Origin of the sequence: Sphingomonas canaveralia (genome assembly GCF_047238125.1) — a bacterium.
Taxonomy (GTDB): Bacteria; Pseudomonadota; Alphaproteobacteria; order Sphingomonadales; family Sphingomonadaceae; genus JBDFMH01.
This window is the reverse complement of sequence record NZ_JBDFMH010000001.1, coordinates 2,963,606-2,983,546: the sequence shown is the minus strand read 5'-3', so window position 1 is coordinate 2,983,546 and position 19,941 is coordinate 2,963,606. Positions and strand designations below refer to the sequence as shown.

The 19,941-nt window shown below is 67.2% G+C and carries 21 protein-coding genes; 13 read left to right on the top strand and 8 right to left on the bottom strand.

All coding sequences use genetic code 11. From position 1 onward, the window contains the following. Positions 1–117 precede the first annotated feature (117 nt). Positions 118–1,830, top strand: coding sequence for a protein kinase domain-containing protein (locus ABC347_RS14920; RefSeq protein WP_413246497.1), 1,713 nt, complete (start codon positions 118–120; stop codon positions 1,828–1,830). A gap of 2 nt (positions 1,831–1,832) precedes the next feature. Continuing rightward, on the top strand, positions 1,833–2,810 hold the full coding sequence (locus ABC347_RS14915) for a type VI secretion system-associated FHA domain protein (protein ID WP_413246496.1): 978 nt from the start codon (positions 1,833–1,835) through the stop codon (positions 2,808–2,810). A 4-nt stretch (positions 2,811–2,814) separates the two neighbouring features. Here the strand turns inward: ABC347_RS14915 and ABC347_RS14910 are convergent, their stop codons facing one another. The 3 genes from ABC347_RS14910 to ABC347_RS14900 are packed head-to-tail and all read right to left on the bottom strand — an operon-like array spanning position 2,815 to position 5,041. Continuing rightward, complete coding sequence (locus ABC347_RS14910; protein ID WP_413246495.1) at positions 2,815–3,918, bottom strand: DUF3667 domain-containing protein; 1,104 nt, start codon at positions 3,916–3,918, stop codon at positions 2,815–2,817. A 52-nt stretch (positions 3,919–3,970) separates the two neighbouring features. Further along, positions 3,971–4,555, bottom strand: coding sequence for a YdeI/OmpD-associated family protein (locus ABC347_RS14905; protein WP_413246494.1), 585 nt, complete (start codon positions 4,553–4,555; stop codon positions 3,971–3,973). A gap of 60 nt (positions 4,556–4,615) precedes the next feature. Beyond that, a complete protein-coding gene (locus ABC347_RS14900; RefSeq protein ID WP_413246493.1) occupies positions 4,616–5,041 on the bottom strand; it encodes an ExbD/TolR family protein in 426 nt (141 codons plus the stop codon). Positions 5,042–5,168: 127 nt separating this feature from the next. Between ABC347_RS14900 and ABC347_RS14895 the strand changes: the two genes are divergently transcribed. Then, positions 5,169–6,167 (top strand): adenosine kinase, encoded by a 999-nt coding sequence (locus ABC347_RS14895; RefSeq protein ID WP_413246492.1) that lies wholly within the window; start codon positions 5,169–5,171, stop codon positions 6,165–6,167. A gap of 30 nt (positions 6,168–6,197) precedes the next feature. Here the strand turns inward: ABC347_RS14895 and ABC347_RS14890 are convergent, their stop codons facing one another. Beyond that, a complete protein-coding gene (locus ABC347_RS14890; RefSeq protein WP_413246491.1) occupies positions 6,198–7,328 on the bottom strand; it encodes a dipeptidase in 1,131 nt (376 codons plus the stop codon). Between the two features lie 11 nt (positions 7,329–7,339). After that, entirely contained in the window at positions 7,340–8,566 is a 1,227-nt protein-coding gene (locus ABC347_RS14885; RefSeq protein ID WP_413246490.1) for an acetyltransferase domain-containing protein, read from the bottom strand. A gap of 98 nt (positions 8,567–8,664) precedes the next feature. Between ABC347_RS14885 and ruvB the strand changes: the two genes are divergently transcribed. From ruvB to pal, 7 genes are all read left to right on the top strand, one after another. Continuing rightward, positions 8,665–9,687, top strand: coding sequence for a Holliday junction branch migration DNA helicase RuvB (ruvB, locus tag ABC347_RS14880; RefSeq protein ID WP_413246489.1), 1,023 nt, complete (start codon positions 8,665–8,667; stop codon positions 9,685–9,687). A 39-nt stretch (positions 9,688–9,726) separates the two neighbouring features. Then, the gene (ybgC, locus tag ABC347_RS14875; protein ID WP_413246488.1) at positions 9,727–10,182 is read left to right on the top strand and encodes a tol-pal system-associated acyl-CoA thioesterase; all 456 of its coding nucleotides are present in this window, start codon (positions 9,727–9,729) and stop codon (positions 10,180–10,182) included. Positions 10,183–10,186: 4 nt separating this feature from the next. Further along, the gene (tolQ, locus tag ABC347_RS14870) at positions 10,187–10,879 is read left to right on the top strand and encodes a protein TolQ (RefSeq protein WP_413246487.1); all 693 of its coding nucleotides are present in this window, start codon (positions 10,187–10,189) and stop codon (positions 10,877–10,879) included. Then, positions 10,879–11,328 (top strand): protein TolR, encoded by a 450-nt coding sequence (tolR, locus tag ABC347_RS14865; RefSeq protein WP_413246486.1) that lies wholly within the window; start codon positions 10,879–10,881, stop codon positions 11,326–11,328. Before tolQ ends, tolR begins: the two co-directional genes overlap by 1 nt. Next, positions 11,328–12,263: a hypothetical protein gene (locus tag ABC347_RS14860; protein ID WP_413246485.1), complete on the top strand. Its 936-nt coding sequence runs from the start codon at positions 11,328–11,330 to the stop codon at positions 12,261–12,263. The genes tolR and ABC347_RS14860 overlap by 1 nt, the downstream gene beginning before the upstream one ends. Before the next feature lie 166 nt (positions 12,264–12,429). After that, complete coding sequence (tolB, locus tag ABC347_RS14855) at positions 12,430–13,707, top strand: Tol-Pal system beta propeller repeat protein TolB (protein ID WP_413246484.1); 1,278 nt, start codon at positions 12,430–12,432, stop codon at positions 13,705–13,707. A 92-nt stretch (positions 13,708–13,799) separates the two neighbouring features. After that, a complete protein-coding gene (gene pal / locus ABC347_RS14850; RefSeq protein ID WP_413246483.1) occupies positions 13,800–14,348 on the top strand; it encodes a peptidoglycan-associated lipoprotein Pal in 549 nt (182 codons plus the stop codon). A gap of 6 nt (positions 14,349–14,354) precedes the next feature. On the opposite strand, the gene ABC347_RS14845 is transcribed toward pal, so the two are convergent. Next, positions 14,355–15,020 carry a YoaK family protein gene (locus tag ABC347_RS14845; RefSeq protein WP_413246482.1) on the bottom strand — a complete coding sequence of 222 codons (666 nt, stop codon included), beginning with the start codon at positions 15,018–15,020 and terminating at the stop codon, positions 14,355–14,357. A 25-nt stretch (positions 15,021–15,045) separates the two neighbouring features. Then, the gene (gene fdxA / locus ABC347_RS14840; protein WP_413246481.1) at positions 15,046–15,384 is read right to left on the bottom strand and encodes a ferredoxin FdxA; all 339 of its coding nucleotides are present in this window, start codon (positions 15,382–15,384) and stop codon (positions 15,046–15,048) included. A 199-nt stretch (positions 15,385–15,583) separates the two neighbouring features. Here fdxA and ABC347_RS14835 point away from each other — a divergent pair, with 199 nt between their 5' ends. From ABC347_RS14835 to ABC347_RS14825, 3 genes are all read left to right on the top strand, one after another. Then, a complete protein-coding gene (locus ABC347_RS14835; protein ID WP_413246480.1) occupies positions 15,584–16,432 on the top strand; it encodes an RcnB family protein in 849 nt (282 codons plus the stop codon). A gap of 189 nt (positions 16,433–16,621) precedes the next feature. Further along, the gene (locus ABC347_RS14830) at positions 16,622–17,110 is read left to right on the top strand and encodes an RcnB family protein (RefSeq protein WP_413246479.1); all 489 of its coding nucleotides are present in this window, start codon (positions 16,622–16,624) and stop codon (positions 17,108–17,110) included. A 130-nt stretch (positions 17,111–17,240) separates the two neighbouring features. Beyond that, the gene (locus ABC347_RS14825; RefSeq protein WP_413246478.1) at positions 17,241–19,055 is read left to right on the top strand and encodes a DUF885 domain-containing protein; all 1,815 of its coding nucleotides are present in this window, start codon (positions 17,241–17,243) and stop codon (positions 19,053–19,055) included. Positions 19,056–19,096: 41 nt separating this feature from the next. On the opposite strand, the gene ABC347_RS14820 is transcribed toward ABC347_RS14825, so the two are convergent. Then, on the bottom strand, positions 19,097–19,768 hold the full coding sequence (locus ABC347_RS14820) for a hypothetical protein (protein WP_413246477.1): 672 nt from the start codon (positions 19,766–19,768) through the stop codon (positions 19,097–19,099). Positions 19,769–19,941: the final 173 nt, after the last annotated feature.

Sequence of the window (19,941 nt, the reverse complement as noted above, 5' to 3'; positions counted from 1 at the left end):
CTGGATAATCTGTAATAGTTGGAACGCTCTCTTAACGGCTGCGCGGTTAGTCTCCCACGGACTATGGGATTTGGGGCTGCGCCTGCGGCCCGGAATCGTTCGGGAAGAGGCGGAGCCATGCGGCTGGTCGGACGATATGAGCTGCGCGACAAGATCGGCGAAGGCGCGATGGCGGAAGTCTATCGCGCCTATGATCCGAGCATCGATCGCGTGCTGGCGATCAAGCTGCTGAAGGCCGATGTCGCCGCCGATGCGGAATCGGCCGATCGCTTCCTGCGCGAAGCCAAGGCTGCCGGTGCGCTCGCCCATCCCGCCATCGTGACCATCTATGACGTCGGCCAGGCCGATGGCTTCGCCTATATCGCGATGGAGCTGCTGGATGGCGACACGCTGGATACGGTGATCGCGCAAAAGGGCCGGCAGTCGGCGGAAACCGTACTGGCGATCGGCGCGCAGCTGGCTTCGGCGCTGAGCTACGCGCATCTCTCCGGCGTCGTCCACCGCGATATCAAGCCGTCCAACATCATGCTCGCCAAGGATGGGCGATCGATCAAGCTGCTCGATTTCGGGATCGCCCGGGTCGAGGCCCGCGAGGGCGATCATCTGAAGACCCAGATCGGCCAGGTGATCGGCACGCCGCGATACATGAGCCCCGAACAGGCGCTCGGCCGCCCGCTCGACGGCCGATCCGATCTCTTCTCGGTCGGCGCGGTTCTCTACGAACTCGTGACCGGCAAGCCCGCGTTCGACGGCACCGGCGCCGCGACGCTGGCGCTGCAGATCACCCAGGGCAATCCGGAACCGATCACCGCATCGGCCGACGATTGCCCCGGCGGCCTGCGCTTCATCATCGAGAAACTCCTGTCCAAGCGGCCCGAGCGGCGCTTTGCCGACGGCAATGACCTTGCCCGCGCGATCGAGCGCGAGACCAAGGCGTTCGAAGCGGTGCGTGCGGACGCCGCCGCACGCGGACGTTATGTGCCGATCACGGTGCGGGTGACGCTGGCGATGGTCGCCGTGACCGCGGTGGCGCTGTTCCTCTGCATCGGCGCGGTGCTCGACCGCCAATATGCGGCCATGGAGCGGATGGCGCTGGCATCGGGATCGTCGATCGCCTCGTTCGTCGCCAGCAATGCGGCGCTGCCCTCGGTCGAGAATGCGGCGCTGCCCGGCATCGAGCGCGATTGGCTGCCGGTCCAGGCGTTCATCGCCGCCGCCGCGCGCGACACATCGGTGCGCTGGATGACGATGGTCGACAATGACGGCATCATCCGGGGATCGAGCGATCCGGCCAAGCTCGGCACGCGCTATCACGCGCCCCAGGGCGAGGCGGTTGTCCACCGCGCCGGCCAGGTGACCGTGACCGACATCAAGCTGGACGATGGCCGCGCCGGGTTCCGCTTCGTCCACCCGATTCTCTATGCCGATCGCACCTTCGGCACGATCGAAGTCAGCATCAGCAAGGCCGAACTGCAGACCGCGGCCGCCACCAGCCGCGCGCTGCTGATCGCGCTGGGCGGGATCGTGCTGCTGGTGGTCGCGGGGGTCAGCTTCACGGTCGCGCGATTGCTGGCACGGCCCGTGCGCCGGCTGAACCGCGCGCTGGCCGATGCCGCGCTCGGCGATCTCGATTTCCGGATTTCGCACCAGCGGCGCGATGAGTTCGGCGCGCTGTTCGATCGCTTCAACCTGTTCGCGACTGCGATGCAGGAACGGCTGGAAGCCGCCGACCGACCGTCGGGCAGCCCACGCGCGCTGGCCGCCACGCGGATCGCGGCGGCGCCGGTTGCGCGTATCCCCACCCCCGCCCCCACTGCGCGGAGCGCCTGACCATGTATATCTGCCGCCTCTTTCACCGCGACGCGCCTGCCGAGCAGATCGATGCCCGGTTGCTGGCCGATGGCCGGATTTCGATCGGCCGCGATCCTTCGGCCGACTGGATGCTCGACGATCCGGAAGGCACGCTGTCGCGGATCCACTGCCTGCTGTCGGTCGAGCAGGGCGGGCTGGTGCTGCGCGACTGCAGCACCAACGGCGTGCTGCTGGGCAGCGGCGAGCGCGTGGCCCATGACGTTCCGGTCTCGATCGAGCCGGAGACGGTGCTGACCCTGGGCGGCCTTGCCATCCGTGTTGATCGCGCGCCGCAACAGGCCAGCGACGGCGACGCCACCTGCATCGCCCAGATGGTGCCGCTGACCGTGCCGAGCCTGCCGCGCGATTGGAGCGACCCAGTCGCTGCGCTGCGCCCCGCGCCGCGCGATGCATCGCTGATCGAGGCCTTCTGCGCAGGTGCCGGGATCGATGCATCTGCTTTGTCTGGCGAGGATCCGGCCGAGGTGATGCAGCGTGCGGGCGCGATGTATCGCCAGACCATTCTCGGGCTTGCCGGCCTACTTGCCGATCGGACCCGGCTGAAGCAGGAAAGCGGGCTCGATCGCACCACGATCGGCGCGGTCGACAATAATCCGTTCAAATGGGCCCCGACGCGCAAGCTGGCGGAAACGCTGCTCGCGCGTCGCACCGATGGTTTTCTGTCCGATGCGCAAGCGGTGCGCGCGTCGTTCGAGGATCTGGCCGATCACTTGGCCGGGGTCAGCGCCGGAGCGACCGCCGCCGCGACCGCCGCGATCGACGCGCTCGATCCGCCCGGTATCGAGGCGGAAGCCGCCGGCACCGGCTTCTCGATCCGCGGCAAGGCCGCGCAGTGCTGGGAAATTGCGGTGCGTCGCCACAAGACGCTTACGGAAGGCGGCGTCGCGCGCAGCTTCCGCCAGGCCTATATGCAGGCGAGCGATACCCGCCGCCGCTGATCGTTCAGCCCAGCAGCCCGATTGCCAGCAGGCTGGCGAAGAAGGCGAGTGACGAGAAGGTCGCCACCGTGACCAGATACACGGTGCGCCACAGCGCGCCGAAGCGGCCGATCGGGTAGGCCCCACGCAGCTGCACGAACATATGGACCGGCGGCACGAAGGTCAGCACGGTCAGCGCAAAGCCGGCGCCTAGCCCGATCGGGCGGATCAGCGACAGCAGGATCACGAGCAGAGTCACGAAGCTGATCGAATAGGTCGCGAACACGGCATGGTCGTAGACCGTCAACCCGCGCTTCCAGAAGAACATCAGCCAGATGAACGGCACGGAGATCGGAATCAGCGCCCACGAGAATTTATAGGCGCTGGATTGCAGCTTGTAGAGCGCGAGATCCGGATTCTCGAGCAGATGGCCGAGCTTCCTGTCGAACGCGGGATCGCCAGTGTTGATCTTCAGCTCTTCCATATTCGGGCGGAGCGCACTGGTGCCGGTTTCGCCCAGCCGGACGAACGCATCCGAACGCTGCGTATCGGCGATCTTCGCATCGAACGCCTTGCGGCTCATTTCCAGTGCCGTCGTCGGCCGGTTCGCGGCGCGTGCGGCGGCGATCTCGCGATCGATCCGGTCGCGCTGGCTACTTAGGTTGCGCTGCTCGGCGGCGATATTGACGCGTGCCTGGGCAACGCCCTGCCGTATCTCCTCGCCGGATGCGAGCGGCACCGGCCCGCCGACCAGGCTGAACACCGCGAACATCGTAAATACGGAGAACAGGAACAGCGCCATCGGCGACACGAATTTCGCGCGTTCGCCATGCACGTAGCGCCGGGTAAGTTCGCCAGGGCGGAAGAACAGCAGCGGCAGCGTTCGGAAGATCTTGCCTTCGAAGTGCAGCACGCTGTGCGCGATATCGTGGCCGAACGCCGCCAGCGAGCGATGGACATGCGCTGCCTGACCGCAGCAAGGGCAATAGGCCCCGTCGAGCTTGCAGCCGCAATTTAGGCAGGCGCCGTGCCCGGCCGCATGCGCCTCGCCGGCGCCCGGCTCGATCGCGCGCGCCGCCATCCCGGCCGTGGCGATCGCGCCCAATTCCCCGATTGCGTCGCCGTCCACCCGCAAGACCCCGCCTGTCGCCCACCTCCCTAGCTAGCGGCGGGCGCAACGATCAGCAATTCTCGTATTTCCAGTTGCGGCGCTTGCCGTCCGCGATCCACGCGATCGCCTGATCGAGCCGCTTCGCGCGCGTCTCCGGTCGCCTGGCCTCGACGATCCAGGTCACATATTCGCGACGCTGGCCGGGCGGGAAGCGATTCCAGACCGCCTGAGCCGCCGGATCGGCGGCAAGCCGCGCGGTCATGTCGGCGGGTGTATCGATCCGTGGCTTGGGGTCTGGCTTCGGTCGCGCGGTACGGGTTCCCACCAGCGCCATCGCCTTCGTCACCAGCGCATCGAATGCCGCGTCGTCCGGCAGGTCCGCAATGCTGGTCAGCTTGCCGAACCGGCCCATCGCACCGTCGATCCCGTCGGTGACTGCGCCGCCCTTCCAGAAGTTGAGCGCCGCATGGGCCTTGAAGGCGGCCATCCCCGCCAAGATCTCGCCTTGGTAGGTAAAGCTGGGCGACGACCATTTCATGGTTTCCTCGCCGTCGGGGCAGGCGGCGTGCATCCGCCCCCGGATATGGCGCAGGATCGGCTGCGCAAAAGGTTGCGCCCGTTCGATATAGGCATCGATCCGCGGATCCCGGTTCATGGCCGAACCTCCCGCCTGGCAGGATCGCGCCGCACCAGCCGCGGCGCAACCCCGATGCGATTAGTCGCCGGATACGAACCGTCCATTATCGACCAGCCCCAGCCGGGTGACACCGGCGCGCTGGATGGTGGCCAGCGTCTCGTCGAAGCGGAGATAAGGGGTTTCAGCTTCGGCACGCAAAGTCAGCTGCGGCGCAGCCGGATCAGCGACATGCGCGGCCAGCCGCCGGGGGAGCTCCGCAATTGCGATCGGCACACCATCCCATGACAGTGCCCCGGCGGGATCGAGCGCAAGCCGATGCGTTGGGCGCGGCGCCCCGGCTGTTGGCCCGGCCTGAGGCAGGTCGAGGGGCACCTTGTGCGTGGTGATCGGCACGGTGAGGATCATCATGATCAGCAGCACCAGCATCACATCGATCAACGGGGTCGTGTTGATCTCTCCGAACAGCGCGGGTTCGGCAGCGGGGCGGACGGCGGAACGACGCATGACACGGCCTCCATCATGATGATGAGATTGCATATCATAACATTCGGGCTTGGCAATGCGCCGCGGTTGCACGCCGACGATCCGCCCGCTAGGCGCGGCTCCGCCTTTTCGACCGCCGGAGTTGCCCGTGACCGAACCCACCCTCGACATCATCGCAATTGGCAATGCCATCGTCGATGTGCTGGCGCCTGCCAGCGATGACTTCATCACCGATAACGGGATGACGGTGGGCCAGATGCGGCTGATCGACGCGGGCCAGGCGACCGATCTCTACGCGAAGATGGGCCCGGGCCGCGAAGTGAGTGGCGGGTCGGCCGCCAACACGCTGGCCGGCTTCGCAGCGCTGGGCGGATCCTGCGCGTTTGTCGGCCAGGTCGCCGACGACCAGCTCGGCGAAGTCTTCGCCCATGATATTCGCGCGCAGGGCGTGGCGTTCGACGTGCCGGCACGTGGCGGCAGCGACGTGCCGACCGCGCGCTGCCTGATCCTGGTCAGCCAGTGCGGCCAGCGCACGATGAACACCTATCTCGGCGCGGCCCAGTATCTGCCCGCCGATTCGATCGACGCGGACGCGGTGGCGGGCGCAGGCATCCTGCTGCTCGAAGGCTATCTCTGGGATCCCGCCGAGCCGCGCGAAGCGATGAAGCGCGCCATCCGCTATGCCAAGTCGGCCGGCCGCAAGGTGGCGCTCGGCGTTTCGGCCGAGTTCTGCATCCACAACCACCGCGCCGATTTCCGCAAGCTGATCGCCGATGGCGACATCGACATCCTGTTCGCCAACGAAGAGGAGCTGCTGGCGCTGGCCGACGCATCGGACTTCGAGGCGGCGGTCGCGGAGATTGCGGCGCAGGTGCCGGTACTGGTGACGACCCGGGGTGCCGCGGGCGCGATCGCGGTCTCGGGCGGGGAGCGCGCCGAGGTCGCGGCCCAGCCGATCGACAAGGTGGTCGACACGACTGGCGCGGGTGACCTGTTCTCCGCCGGCTTCCTGTTCGGCCATGTCCGCGGCCGCAGCCTGGAGGAGTCGCTACGCATCGGCGCGATCGCAGCGGCCGAAGTGATCTCGCACTATGGCGCGCGACCGGAAGCGGACCTGAAGGCGCTGGTTGCGCAGCAGCTGGGCTGAGCCAATTCCCCCATGCGGGGGAGGATCAGATCAACTGCCCCACACGTCGGCGTAGAGCCGCATCAGATTGCCGCCGAGCGCCTTTTCGATGCGCGCGCTGCTCCAGCCGGCAGCGGCAAGACCGTCGGCCAGCTTGCGGAACCGCATCGGGCCATCCCATTCGGTGACGATATTGAAGATGTCCGGCCCCTCGCCCGGGGCAGCGATGCCGCGCGCGGTGCGATCCTCGTAGAACTTCTTCTGGCGGGCGCGCGCCTTGTCGTCGATCACGGTCTTGCTCAGATTGCCGTCGGTGCCGATCGCGACATGATCCTCGCCGCAGAGCTTCACGACATGATCCATGTGGCGCACGAGATCGGCCCCCGTTGGCTTGCCGTTCGCCACCAGGAACGGCATCCAGTAGATCCCGATCACGCCGCCCTTGTTTGCCACCGCTTTCAGCGATGCATCGTCGACGTTGCGGGGATTGTCGTGCAGCGCGCGGCAGCCGGTATGGCTGATGATGGGTGGCCGCTTCGCCGCGGCTACCGCCTCCGCAATCGTACGGCGCCCGCCATGGCTCAGATCCAGCAGCAGCTTCTCGGCCTCGATCCGCTCGATCGTCCGCCGGCCGAGCCGCGATAGCCCCGATTGCGCGGGCTCCAGCGCGCCATCGCCCGACAGGTTGCGCAGATTGTAGGTTAGCTGGACGATGCGTACGCCCAGCCCCTTCAGCACGGCAAGCCGATCGAGGTCCGCCCCGACCATCGCCGTATCCTGCAAACCGTAGATGATCGCGATCTTGCCCGCCGCCTTGGCCGCGCGAATATCGGCGGCAGAGCGCGCCAGCATGAAGCGATCGGCATTGGGGTCGAGGAAACCGCCGATCTGGCCGAACGACTTCAGCGTATCCAGCCAGCCGCCGTCCTTCTCGTTGCCGACTTCGCCCATCGTGAAATGAAACGCGGTCGCCCCCGAGGCGCGGATTTCGGCCCAACCGCGATCGCTGATCCGGACATCGCCCTCCTTGCCATATGGATCGTCGAACCCGCCAAGCCCGTCGATCACGATCGCCTGATCGAATCGCGCCGTCGGAAAGGGCGACGCCGCGAACGCCATGGAGGGTCGGGCCAGCAGCGGCGCGGCGGCTATCAGGCCGAGCAGGTTGCGTCGATCGATCAATGCCCTCTCCCTCACAGATAGCCCAGCCACCAGTCCCGCCGACGCCGCTTCACGCCTGCAAACCAGCGTGCCAGCGGCACCAGCATCGCCAGCACGAGCAGCCAGACGCAATAGACGGTGGTGAGCGAGAAACCCCAGCTCGCCGGGATCGTGCCTGCGAACCAGTTCGGCAACAGGTTGATGGCGACGGCCGGCATCCCCATCGCTGCCGCAGTCAAGAGCATCAGCCCGTGCGCGATGTAGAGATGGCACAGATAGGTGAAGAGCGGCGTCCGCCCGAAATCGAGCAGGACGCGCGATGCCGCACCGCCCAGCCTCTCCAGCAGCAGGAACAGCAGCAGCGACAGGCCGAGCGTGATCGCGACATAATCCGGCGAAGGCGGATATTTGGAGATGTTGAGGAACCCCATCACCGTCTGGCCGGCTGTCGGCCAGCCATGCCAGGGTGCAGGATCGCCATAGCCGTTGAGCCCGCGCAGCACGAGGAATGCGGCCAGCAGCCCGAGTGCGATCCCCAGCACCGCGCGGCGCCGTTCGCGTGCAGGCTGGCGGAAGACAGGGCCGAGCCCGAAGCCCAGGCACATGACTGCCAGCCAGGGCAGCACCGGATAGGGCTGGAAAGTGGGCAGGCCCGGCAGCGTCCCGGGCGCGATCGCGATCGTTCGCACGATTGCGCCAAGCCCGGTCGCCCCCTCGGTGGCGGCCAGCAGGAGTGGGCAGACCAGCAGCAGTGCACCGCCGATCGCCAATACCGCGCGCGTGGGCAGGCACGCGATCAGGCTCATCGCGATCATGCTCATCCCGATCGCCCAGATCACCTGCAGGAACAGGAACGGCGCGCCGAAGTTGAAGCCGAAGCTGACCAGCGTGCATTCCAGGACGACCAGCCATGCCCCCCGCGTCAGCAGGAAGCGGGACAGCGCGGCATCCGGCTTGCCGTCCGCCTTCTGGAAGTGGATGGACACGCCGGCGAGGAACACGAAGGTCGGCGCACACAGATGGGTGATCCAGCGCGTGGCGAACAGGATCGCGGTGGTCCGCGCCGGATCGGTCGGGTCATAGGCGATCACGTCGACATGGAAGAAGTCGCGGACATGATCGAGCACCATCAGCGCGATCACCAGTCCGCGCAGCCGATCGATCGCATCCACCCGCACCGTCCCGGCCCGCGTCAGCCCCGCGCCGGCCGGCTCGACCAGCGGATCGCGCACCGCATCGGGAATCGCAGCCGTCGCCATGATGATGTCCCCCGGGGCGCACGCTATGTCAGGAGCGCGGTGAATGGAATGGTGCAACGCGGTTCCCGCAAAGCGTCGCGCACGCTAAGCGCGTACCGATGGACGAAGACGATCGCCTGCTGACCGCCGCCCGCCGGCCCGAGGATGTGGATGCGGCGCTGCGCCCAAAGACGCTTGACGATTTCGTCGGCCAGGCGGCCGCGCGCGACAATCTGCGCATCTTCATCAGCGCGGCGAAGACGCGGGGCGAGGCGCTGGATCATGTGCTGCTGTTCGGCCCGCCGGGCCTGGGCAAGACCACGCTGGCGCAGATCGTTGCACGCGAAATGGGCGTAGGGTTCCGCGCGACATCGGGCCCGGTGATCCAGAAATCAGGCGATCTGGCGGCGCTGCTGACCAATCTCGAGGATGGCGATGTCCTGTTCATCGACGAGATTCACCGGCTGCAGCCCGCGGTTGAGGAAGTGCTCTATCCGGCGATGGAGGATCGCGCGCTCGATCTGATGATCGGCGAGGGGCCGTCCGCGCGCAGCGTGCGGATCGATCTGCCGCGCTTCACACTGGTCGGCGCCACCACTCGCCAGGGCCTGCTGACGACCCCCTTGCGCGATCGCTTCGGCATCCCGGTGCGGCTGCAATTCTATACCGTGGCCGAACTGGAAAGCGTGGTGCGGCGCGCGGCCGGGCTGCTCGGACTGGGCATCGCCCCCGATGGCGCGGCCGAGATCGCCCGGCGCGCGCGTGGCACGCCGCGGATCGCGGGGCGACTGCTGCGCCGGGTGCGAGATTTCGCCAATGTCGCGGGCACCGCGATCGTCGATGCGCGCGCGGCCGATGCGGCGCTGACCCGGCTCGAGGTCGATGCGCTCGGGCTCGACGCGATGGATCGGCGCTACCTAGCGATGATCGCCGACATCTATCGCGGCGGCCCGGTGGGCGTGGAGACGCTGGCCGCGGGCCTGAGCGAGCCGCGCGACACGATCGAGGAAGTGATCGAACCCTATCTGATCCAGCTCGGCCTGGTCGCCCGCACCGCGCGCGGCCGCTGCCTGAACGGGCGGGGCTGGACGCATCTCGGGCTGGTGCCGCCCGAAGGCGCTCAGGGCGGGCTGGATCTGTAGGGGGTTGCCCCCCTCGCCTCAGCCGCTAAGCCCGCGCGGATGGTTAAGGACGACCGCGACCAGCCGCATGCCGGATATTTCGACGGGCCCGAACATCGCTTCGCGGTGCGCGTCTATTTCGAGGACACCGACCTCACCGGCATCGTCTATCACGCGAACTATCTGCGCTTCATGGAACGCGCCCGCAGCGACATGCTGCGCGCAGCCGGCATCGACCAGCGCGCCGCGCAGGAAGATGGCACCGGCGCCTATGCAGTGTCCGAACTGGCGATCCGCTATCGACGGCCGGCGCGACTGGACGATGCGCTCCTGATCATCTCGCGGCTGACGGATATCCGCGCGGCTTCGTGCGTCATTCAGCAACGAGTCATGCGCGGGGATGAGGAACTGGCGAGCGCGGATGTGACCGCGGCCTTCCTGGCTCCCGATGGACGGCCCCGGCGTCAGCCGCGCGACTGGGTCGCACTTTTTTCGCGGCTGCAAGGGGCTGATTGATCGAATGACCGGTATCGAGCTGACCACCCAGGGCAATCTCCTGTCGCCGATCACGCTGTTCCTGCAAGCCGACATCGTCGTGAAGACGGTGATGCTTGGCCTGCTGTTTGCCAGCATCTGGACCTGGGCGATCATCATCGCACACCAGCTGAAGCTGTCCCGAGTCGCCAAGGCCAGCGCGCGGTTCGAGCAGGATTTCTGGAAGGCCGAGGATATCGACCGGCTGTATGACGGTGCCGGCCGCGAGGATCTGCCGTCCGCGAAAATCTTTTCAGCCGGCGTGTCCGAATGGCGGCGCTCCACCGCGCGCAAGCCGGTCGATCGAGAAGGCACCCGCGCCCGGCTGGCGACCGCGATGGCAGCGGCCGCCGCGCAGGAGATGGACAAGCTTTCCGATCGGCTGAACATCCTGGCCACAATCGGCTCGGTCGCGCCGTTCGTCGGGCTGTTCGGCACCGTGTGGGGCATCATGCGCGCATTCACCGATATCGCCGCCAGCCAGAACACCTCGCTCGGCGTGGTCGCGCCCGGCATCGCCGAAGCGCTGTTCGCGACGGCGCTGGGCCTGTTCGCCGCGATCCCGGCGGTGATCGCCTACAACCGGCTGACCCACAAGCTGAACAAGTTCGAAGCCAAGCTCAACCGCTTCGCCGACGGTTTCCACGCCACGCTGAGCCGCGAGCTGGAGATCGAGTGATGGCGATGGGCCCGATCTCCGGCCGCAGCGGCAATGGCCGCCGCGCGCCGATGGCGGATATCAACGTCACCCCGCTGGTCGATGTGATGCTGGTGTTGCTGATCATCTTCATGATCACCGCGCCGCTGCTGACCGCGGGCGTGCCGGTGAACCTGCCCGATTCGAAGGCCGGCGCGCTGGATCAGGAACGGGAACCGGTCGATATCGCGATTGACGATCAGGGCCGCATCTTCATCGGCGAGGATCAGGTGGCCGAAGCCGCACTCGGATCGCGGTTGGCCGAGATCGCCGCCAGCCGCCCGTCGGGCGAGCCGCGGCAGGTGCTGCTGCGCGCCGATACCGGGCTGGATTATGGCCGTGTGATGCGGGTGATGGGCGAATTGAACCGCGCCGGGCTGAACCGGGTCGCGCTCGTCACCGTGGGCGCCGATACCAAGCAGGGCAATTGATGGATCGCGCCGAACGCAACGGCTTCGCGATCGCGGCGGCCGGCCATATCGCGCTGTTCGGCGCGCTGTCCGTCGGCCTGCTGACCACGCCGAAGCCACTGCCCAAGATCAGCGAACCGGTCGACGTGCAACTGGTCGATGCGATCGGCCTGCGATCCGAAGCGCCAGTATTGACGCAGGAAGCGCCGGCGCCGTCTGTCGCGCCCGAGATCGGCCCGCCCGAGGAAGCCGCGCCGGCAGCGCCCGAACCGGAGCCGCTGCCACCGCCGCCGAAACCGACACCCGCCCCCCCGGCGCCGGCACCACCCGCCCCCGCGCGGAAGCCGGTTCCTGCCCCGAAGCCGGTGCCAAAGCCGGTGGCCAAGCCGGCTCCCAAGCCTGCCGCCCCTGCCAAGCCCGCGCCCAAGGCCCCGGCCACACCGCCGAAGGCGACGCCGGCCAAGGCGGCCCCGGCGCGGCCGACGCCGGCCAAGGCAGCGCCGGCCAGTTCCGCCGGCAGCGGCACCCGCCCGAAAGCTGCCGGGGGATCGATCGGCGACGATTTCCTGAAAGGCATCACCCCCGAGAAGAGCGCGGGCAAGGCGCAGACACCGCGCGCCGCCGCGGTCGGCCAGGCGCAGATGAACGGGCTTGCCGCCGCCATCAAGCGCCAAGTGCAGCCCTGTTACGAGCGCAAGGGGATCGTCGGCCCCGGCGCCGAACGGATCATCACCGTGCTGCGGCTGCGGTTTGATCCGGACGGCACGCTGACCGCCCGGCCGACGCGATCCGAGCAGACCGGCGTCGACGACGAGAACCGCCGTTACGCCACCCGCGCGGCCGAGGTGGCGATCGCATCGGTGATGGAATGCACTCCGCTCAAGCTGCCGGCCGAACTCTACGAGAATGGCTGGCGCGACATCGAAGCCGGCTTCAGCCAGATCGCCGCGCGTTGACACTTGTGATCCCGATAGGCCACACGCCCCCCGGGGGCAGGAGATGAAGATGAGCCTTGTCGCCCGCCCAAGACTGACCTCGTCATTCCAGCGAAAGCCGGAATCCAGGAGCCGCAAGCGTTACCATGCGTGGCTCTGGATCCCGGCTTTCGCCGGGACGACGGTGATGGCAGGGGCTGCCGCCGCGCAGATTCGCGTCGACATCACTGGCGGCATCGCTGCGCCGACGCCGATCGCGATCCCGCGGATGCCAACGCCGAGCCCTGTCGAAACCGCGGCAGGCACCACTGCCGAGCTCGGCAATCGTGTGTCCGAGGTGATCTCGAACGATTTGCGCAACAGCGGCCTGTTCACGCCGCTCGGCGCCGCGCAGTTGCGCCCGGTCGCTTTCAATCAGGTCAACGCCCCCGAATATCCCTATTGGACGTCGACCGGCGCGCAGGCGCTGGTGCAGGGCTTCGTGCAAGCCAATGGCGATGGCACGCTCACGGTCGGCTGCTATCTGTACGATGTCTTCGGCCAGACCGAGCTGACCCGCCAGGGCTTCGTGGTGAAGCCAGCGGACTGGCGCCGCGCCGCGCACAAGTGCGCCGACACCGTCTATACGCGGCTGACCGGCGAGGGGCCCTATTTCGACAGCCGCGTCGTCTATGTCTCCGAGACGGGGCCCAAGAAGAAGCGCACCAAGCGTCTGGCGATCATGGATCAGGACGGCGCCAACCACCGCTTCATCACCAACGGCCAGTCGATCGTGCTGACGCCGCGTTTCGCGCCCAACCAGCAGACCATCACCTACATGTCGTTCGAAAACCAGCAGCCGCGCATCTATGTCTATGATGTCGGCTCGGGGCGCTCCCGCCTCGTCGTCAACCAGCGCAACATGACGTTCGCACCGCGCTTCTCGCCCGATGGCCGTACGATCGTCTTCTCGATGGCGGTCAACGGCAACACAGACATCTACCGGGTTTCCGCATCGGGCGGCACGCCGCAGCGGCTGACGACATCGCCCGGCATCGATACCGGTGCCAGCTTCTCTCCGGACGGATCGAAGATCGTATTCGAAAGCGACCGGTCGGGCACCCAGCAGCTCTATGTGATGGGCGCCGATGGATCGGGCCAGAACCGGATCAGCTTCGGCGGCGGCCGCTATGCGACCCCGGCCTGGAGCCCGCGCGGCGATCTGATCGCCTTTACCAGGATCGGCGGCGGCTTCTCGGTCGGCGTGATGTCGCCCAGCGGCGGCGGTGAGAAAATCCTGACCAACGGCTGGCAGGACGAAGGGCCGAGCTGGGCGCCCAACGGCCGGGTCATCATGTTCTTCCGGACCGGGCAAGGCTCGGGCAAGGCCGATCTCTGGTCGGTCGACCTGACCGGGGTCAACGAGAAGCGCGTGCCCACGCCGCTGGACGGATCCGATCCCGCCTGGGGGCCGCTGCTGCCCTGATCGGCGCCCGGAACTGTTGCCGGGCTGAAACGATAACCGCTCTAAGCTCACGCGGCCGGTAGCGGGGCCGCCGACTAAACAAGGAGACCGACATGGCCCATCTTCCCGTCAAGCTCATGGTAGCGGTATCGCTGATCGCGGTCGCCGGCTGCGCCAAGAAGAAGCCTGCCGATCTGCCGCCGCCGCCTGCCGAGAGCGTGGCCCCGACGACCGGCAACACCGGCGCCACCGATGGCGGTGTCGGCACCGGCGCTGTACCCGGCAGCCGGGCCGATTTCCTGGCAAAGGCGGGCACCGACAGCGTGTTCTTCGCGACCGACAGCCATGATCTCGACGCCGAGGCACAGGGCACGCTGCGCCGGCATGCCGAATGGCTGCAGCAGAACGGCGCTGTGCGCGTGACGATCGAGGGCCATTGCGACGAACGCGGCACCCGCGAATATAATCTCGCACTGGGCGATCGCCGCGCCAACGCCGCCAAGAACTTCCTGGCATCCAACGGCGTCGATCCGGGCCGGATCTCGGTGATCAGCTATGGCAAGGAGCGGCCGTTCGATACCGGATCGAACGATGCCGCCTGGGCGCAGAACCGCCGCGCGGTGACGGTGGTGCCGAACGGCGCGCCGACCGGCGGCTTCTGAGGTTGTTCAGGGGGTCGGCGCGTCCGGCCCCCGTACATCGACTGCCGTCCCCATCAGCGCGGCGGCGATTGCCAATAGCGCAGCGGCGGCAGCGGCGATCCACAACGCGGCGAGGCCGATCGCAGCATGCATCAGGGCCCCCGCCAGCGCACCGCTGGCGAGCCCCGCCCAAAGCAGCGCGTGCGGCAGCCAGGCCCAGAGCGGCTCGCCCAGCAGGGCGCCTGCCAGCCGCTGACCCAGCTTCACCAGCGCCCCAGTCATGTAGGTCACGCCGATGCTGACCTCACCATCGCGCTGGAACACGGCGTTGCTGGCCCCCATCGCCGCCGCGACCACGGCAAGCGCGAGCAACACGACCCCTTCGCCGGCCGCTGCCGCGCCCGTAGCGAGCAGCAGCGCAACCAGCGCCAACACGGCCGGCTTGCGCCGGTCACCCGTGCCGGCCGCCACCAGCGCGCCCGCCATCGCCCCGACCACGAACGAGAGGATGGCGATCGCCGGCACGAGCATGGCCTCTCCGGTCGCGATATCGACGCCGAGCCGCGTCGAATTGCCGCTCATGAACGAGACGAAATAGCCGCCGAGCGCGAGAAAGCCGATCGCATCGACAAAGCCGGCCAGCACCGAGAGGCATATCGCGAGCAGGCGAAAGCGCAGCGGATAGCCGCTCATGGCTCGGCGATCGCGCGTACGGCGGTCAGTCGCCCTCGCCGGGCTCGGGCGAGAAATATTTGTCGAACTTGCCGTCCTCGCCCTTGTGCTCGTCGGCATCGGCGGGCGCTTCGCGCTTGCGGGTGATGTTGGGCCATTGTGCGGAGAAGCTGGTGTTCAGCTCCAGCCACTTCTCCAGCCCACCCTCGGTGTCGGGCAGGATGGCTTCCGCCGGGCATTCCGGCTCGCACACGCCGCAATCGATGCATTCGCTGGGGTTGATGACGAGCATGTTCTCACCTTCGTAGAAGCAGTCGACCGGGCAGACCTCGACGCAGTCCATATATTTGCAGCGGATGCAGGCGTCGGTGACGACATAGGTCATGGAGGGCTCCTTCCGGCGCTCGCCTATTTCGCGCGATCCGGCAGGTCAATGCCGGGCGGCTTGATGAGAGACGTTCGCACCGAAGCCGAATCCTTTCAATCGGCTGACATTTCAATTCAGCAACGCGCCACCGCGAATCAGGCAAGCCTGCAACAGGGTGACGCATTTCCTGCGTCACCGCTCGATGAGGATGAAGGGCATGCGCAGGATCATCACCGCATTGCTGCTGGGCGCGACGATGGCGTCGCCGCTGGCGGCACAGAATTGGCAGGATCGCCGTGAGGCGCGCGAGAACCGCCAGGAAGTCCGCCAGGGACGCCAGGAAGTACGCGAAGGCCGTCGTGAAGTGCAGCAGCAGCGCCAGGAAGTCCGTCGCGATGTCGCGCAGGGCCGTTACGGCGAGGCGCGCCGCGACCAGCGCGAGCTGCAGCGCGACCGTGCCGAACTGCGCCAGGATCGCCGCGAACTGGGCCGCGATCGCGCAGAGCAGTGGCGCGATCGCCAGGCCGTGCGGGGCGGCACTTCGCAGAGGCAGGCCGAGCGCTATCGCGATGTCCGCCAGGGCCTGCGTGACGATAATCGCGACTGGCGCGACAATCGCGGAGATCGCCGCGACGACCGCCGTGACTGGCGCGACGATCGCGGTCGCGATGGCCGCTGGGCCAATGATCGTCGCTGGGGCGACAATCGCGGCAACGACCGTAACTGGGGCAATGATCGCGGGCGGGGCAATAGCGGCTGGAGCCGCGACTGGCGCAATGATCGCCGCTATGACTGGCGGGGCTGGCGCAACAACAACCGCAACGCGTATCGCCTGCCGCGCTATTATGCCCCGCGCGGCTATGCCGGCCAGTATCGGCGCTGGTCCCCCGGTTATCGCATCCAGCCCTATTTCTACGGGTCGAGCTACTGGATCAGCGATCCCTGGGCCTATCGGCTGCCGCCGGCTTATGGCGGCTATCGCTGGGTCCGCTATTATGATGATGTGATGCTGATCGACGTCCGCAGCGGGCTGATCGAGGACATCATCTATTCCTTCTTTTACTGATCGACGATCGTCACGGGGAAAGGGCGTCCGGGCAACCGGGCGCCCTTTTCTCGTAGATCGGCCGCAAAGCTTTCGCGCGGCTTACAGCGCCGTTCGCAGCCCGTTCAGCGCCGCTGTGCGAATCAGGAACCGTTCGGCGAGCGAGGCTTTCCACGCTCGATCCGCAACGGAGAAGAAGGAGTGCGCACCATGCGTAAGCTGATCATCGCCGGCCTGATGGCCGCCACCACCGCAACCGGCCTGGCCGTCCCGACCATGGCCAGCGCCCAGAACCGCGACATCCGCGATGCCCGCCAGGATCTGCGCGAGGAACAGCGCGAGCTGCGCGACGCCCGCCGCTATGGCGATCGCGGCGATGTGCGCGAGGAGCGCCGCGACGTGCGCCAGGCCCGCCGCGAGGTGCGCGAGGAATGGCGCGAGTATCGCGATCGCAACCGCAACCTTTATCGCCGCCCGGCCTATGTCGGCCCGCAGGGCTGGCGTTATCGCCCGGTGACGCCGGGCTATCGCTTCCAGCCGGCCTATTACGGACAGCGTTACTGGATCAACGATCCGTATCGCTACCGCCTCCCGGCGAGCCGTCCGGGCACGCGCTGGATCCGCTACGGCAATGATGTCGTGCTGGTGGACATGCGTTCCGGCCGTGTCGTCCAGGTCTATGATCGCTTCTTCTTCTGACGCGATCCGACTTGAAATCAAGGGGCCCGCGGCGATCGTCGCGGGCCCCTTTTTCATGCGCGGCAGGCTTGCCGGCGGTGTGTTGCCGCCTTAGGACAGGGCAACGCTCTAGCCCCGGAGATCCCGCTTCATGTCGATCCGTTCCGCGCTGCTCGCCGCCGCGAGCCTGATGCTCGTGCCCACCATCGCCGCGGCGCAGCCTGCGCCGGCGACGACCGCGCCGCAATCTGCCGAGGATGCCAAGCTGACCAAGCTGTTCCATGACAGCGATGAGGCGAGCCTCCAGCGCAACCCGATCATGGCGATCTTCCGTGGCGACCTGCGCTACGCCGATCGACTGGGCGAGTTCGGCACCGACGCCTATTATGATGCAGAGCGCGCCGCGGGCCAGGCCGATCTGGCCGCACTCAAGTCGATCGACCGGTCGAAGCTCAATCCGACCAACCAGATCGCCTATGATGTCTTCAAGGATCAGACTGATGTCACGCTGATCGGCCTGCAGCCCGACTATCTGGCGCTGACCGCGGTCCGCCCGCTCGATCATTTCACCGGCTTCCACACCTTCTATCCGGTGTTTGCTTCAGGCCAGAGCGCGGCGCCGTTCAAGACGCTCGTCGACTATGAGAATAATCTGAAGCGCCACCGCGAATTCGTGAAGGCGTTCGATATCGTCGTCGCGCGCTTCCGCGAAGGCATGAAGGCCGGCGTCGTCCAGCCGAAGCTGACCGTGGTCAACATGATCGGCCAGCTTGATACGCAGCTAAAGATGCCGATCGAACAGTCGCCCTATTACGGGCCGGTGACGAAATTCCCTGAAGGCATCTCGGCGGCCGATCAGGCGCGGCTCAAGACCGAATATGCCGCGATCATCCGCGACGGCATCTACCCGGCCTACACCAAGCTGCGCGATTTCCTGCAGAACGAATATCTGCCCGCATCGCGCGATGGTGTCGGTCTGGCCTACATGCCCGGCGGCGACAAGCTGTACACCTACCTGATCCGGTCGAACACCACGCTGCCGATGAAACCGGAGGAGGTCCACCAGCTCGGCCTGTCGGAAGTGGCGCGGATCCGCGGCGAGATGGAGACAATCAAGGCCGAGGTCGGCTTCAAGGGCACGCTGCCCGAATTCTTCGAATATATCCGCACCGATCCGAAGTTCAAACCGGCCTCCAAGCAGTGGCTGACCGAGCAATATTATGCGATCGGCAAGCGCGTCGACGCGCGCATCGGCGAGCAGTTCTCCACGCTGCCCAAGGCCAGGCTGGAGATCCGCCCGGTCGAGGAATTCCGCGAGAAGAACGAGGCGGGCGGCAGCTATCAGCAGGGCACGCCCGATGGATCGCGGCCCGGCATCTTCTATTTCAACGGCTATGACCTGCCGTCACGCACGACGCCGGGCATGGAGACGCTGTACCTGCACGAAGGATCGCCCGGCCACCACTTCCAGATCAGCCTGGCACAGGAGAATACGGCCCTGCCCGCCTTCATGCGGTTCGGCGGCAACACCGCCTATGTCGAAGGCTGGGCGCTCTACGCGGAAACGCTGTGGAAGGATCTCGGCATGGAGACCGACCCCTACCAGCGCTTCGGCGGGCTGGACGACGAGATGCTGCGTGCGATGCGGCTGGTGGTCGACAGCGGCATCCACGCCAAGAAGTGGAGCCGCGACCAGGCGATCGCCTACATGCTGGCCAACAGTGGCATGGGCAAGACGGACGCCACCTCCGAAGTCGAACGCTATATCGCGATGCCGGGCCAGGCACTGGCCTACAAGGTAGGCGCGCTCACCATCCTGAAATGCAAGGCGAAGGCGCAGAAGGCGCTCGGTGCGAAGTTCGACCCGCGCGAATTCCACGCCCAGGTGCTGATGACGGGCGCGCTGCCGATGACCGTGCTCGAAAAGAAGATCGACGACTGGATCGCCGCGAAGAAGAAGGCCTGACTTGCGAGGCCCGTGCACCTGTGGCGTGCGGGCCTTTGCCCTTAGTTTGTGAGGCGCCCGAACGGCAGTAGCTGGCGGGCTAGCTTCGAGGCCGCTTCGCCGTCGCCGGCGCGTACCGGCACGAGGATCGCGGCGGCGTTACGCTGAAGCAGCCGATCCAGCGGCGTCGGCGCGGGCGCGCGCGTCGCGGCCTCGGCCAGTGTCGCCACCCGGCGCAGATCCTTCGGGTCGAGTCTGATCCGCATCATCGCGGCGAGCGCCGGGAACATCGCACGGCGCTGGCCGAGCGCGACCGAGCGATCGAGCGCCGCTTCCCCCACCGCGCGCTTGGCGCCGAGCGCGGTCCGCGCGATCATGCCGCCAAGCTGGTCGATCGCATCAAGATGCCAGCCGCCCAGCGCGATCTGCGCTTCTGGGTCGCGCGGGTTGGCGGCCGCGAACGCCTCGAACATCTTGCGCGAGGTCTGGGCGTCACTGCGGCTGCGGGTGAGCTTGGCGCGATAGCCGATCGCCATGGCGCGATCGAACAGCGCCGCGCGGTCGCCGGCCGCGACGAGGCCGGCAGCCTCGCGCTCGGCCGCGGCCACCTGCGCGATCGCCGCCGCCTTGTCACGCGTCTGGAACGCGGCCACCGCCAGCGTATCGCGCGGAGCAGCCATCGCTGGCATCGCCACCATCGCCGCTGCCGCAATTGCGGCGCCGAATTTCATCATGGAATCATGATCCTTTTTAAGCGCCAATCCCCTGGCCGCGCCGCAATACAACGCGGCGCGGCCGGCCGGGGCGGACATGCGACGCCACGGCCAGTCCGAAAGGGGATTGGACTACCGCGCTGAACGCACGGCTGATCGCGTGGTTGCGATTGCTGCACAGGATTCGAAATGCG

What these genes read in the sequence shown, in the direction of transcription:
- ABC347_RS14920 (WP_413246497.1), top strand. Translation starts at nt 118, where the DNA reads ATGCGGCTGGTCGGACGATATGAGCTGCGCGACAAGATCGGCGAAGGC.
- ABC347_RS14915 (WP_413246496.1), top strand. Translation starts at nt 1,833, where the DNA reads ATGTATATCTGCCGCCTCTTTCACCGCGACGCGCCTGCCGAGCAGATC.
- ABC347_RS14905 (WP_413246494.1), bottom strand. Translation starts at nt 4,555, where the DNA reads ATGAACCGGGATCCGCGGATCGATGCCTATATCGAACGGGCGCAACCT.
- ABC347_RS14900 (WP_413246493.1), bottom strand. Translation starts at nt 5,041, where the DNA reads ATGCGTCGTTCCGCCGTCCGCCCCGCTGCCGAACCCGCGCTGTTCGGA.
- ABC347_RS14885 (WP_413246490.1), bottom strand. Translation starts at nt 8,566, where the DNA reads ATGGCGACGGCTGCGATTCCCGATGCGGTGCGCGATCCGCTGGTCGAG.
- ruvB (WP_413246489.1), top strand. Translation starts at nt 8,665, where the DNA reads ATGGACGAAGACGATCGCCTGCTGACCGCCGCCCGCCGGCCCGAGGAT.
- ybgC (WP_413246488.1), top strand. Translation starts at nt 9,727, where the DNA reads ATGGTTAAGGACGACCGCGACCAGCCGCATGCCGGATATTTCGACGGG.
- tolQ (WP_413246487.1), top strand. Translation starts at nt 10,187, where the DNA reads ATGACCGGTATCGAGCTGACCACCCAGGGCAATCTCCTGTCGCCGATC.
- tolR (WP_413246486.1), top strand. Translation starts at nt 10,879, where the DNA reads ATGGCGATGGGCCCGATCTCCGGCCGCAGCGGCAATGGCCGCCGCGCG.
- ABC347_RS14860 (WP_413246485.1), top strand. Translation starts at nt 11,328, where the DNA reads ATGGATCGCGCCGAACGCAACGGCTTCGCGATCGCGGCGGCCGGCCAT.
- tolB (WP_413246484.1), top strand. Translation starts at nt 12,430, where the DNA reads ATGGCAGGGGCTGCCGCCGCGCAGATTCGCGTCGACATCACTGGCGGC.
- pal (WP_413246483.1), top strand. Translation starts at nt 13,800, where the DNA reads ATGGCCCATCTTCCCGTCAAGCTCATGGTAGCGGTATCGCTGATCGCG.
- ABC347_RS14845 (WP_413246482.1), bottom strand. Translation starts at nt 15,020, where the DNA reads ATGAGCGGCTATCCGCTGCGCTTTCGCCTGCTCGCGATATGCCTCTCG.
- fdxA (WP_413246481.1), bottom strand. Translation starts at nt 15,384, where the DNA reads ATGACCTATGTCGTCACCGACGCCTGCATCCGCTGCAAATATATGGAC.
- ABC347_RS14835 (WP_413246480.1), top strand. Translation starts at nt 15,584, where the DNA reads ATGCGCAGGATCATCACCGCATTGCTGCTGGGCGCGACGATGGCGTCG.
- ABC347_RS14830 (WP_413246479.1), top strand. Translation starts at nt 16,622, where the DNA reads ATGCGTAAGCTGATCATCGCCGGCCTGATGGCCGCCACCACCGCAACC.
- ABC347_RS14825 (WP_413246478.1), top strand. Translation starts at nt 17,241, where the DNA reads ATGTCGATCCGTTCCGCGCTGCTCGCCGCCGCGAGCCTGATGCTCGTG.
- ABC347_RS14820 (WP_413246477.1), bottom strand. Translation starts at nt 19,768, where the DNA reads ATGATGAAATTCGGCGCCGCAATTGCGGCAGCGGCGATGGTGGCGATG.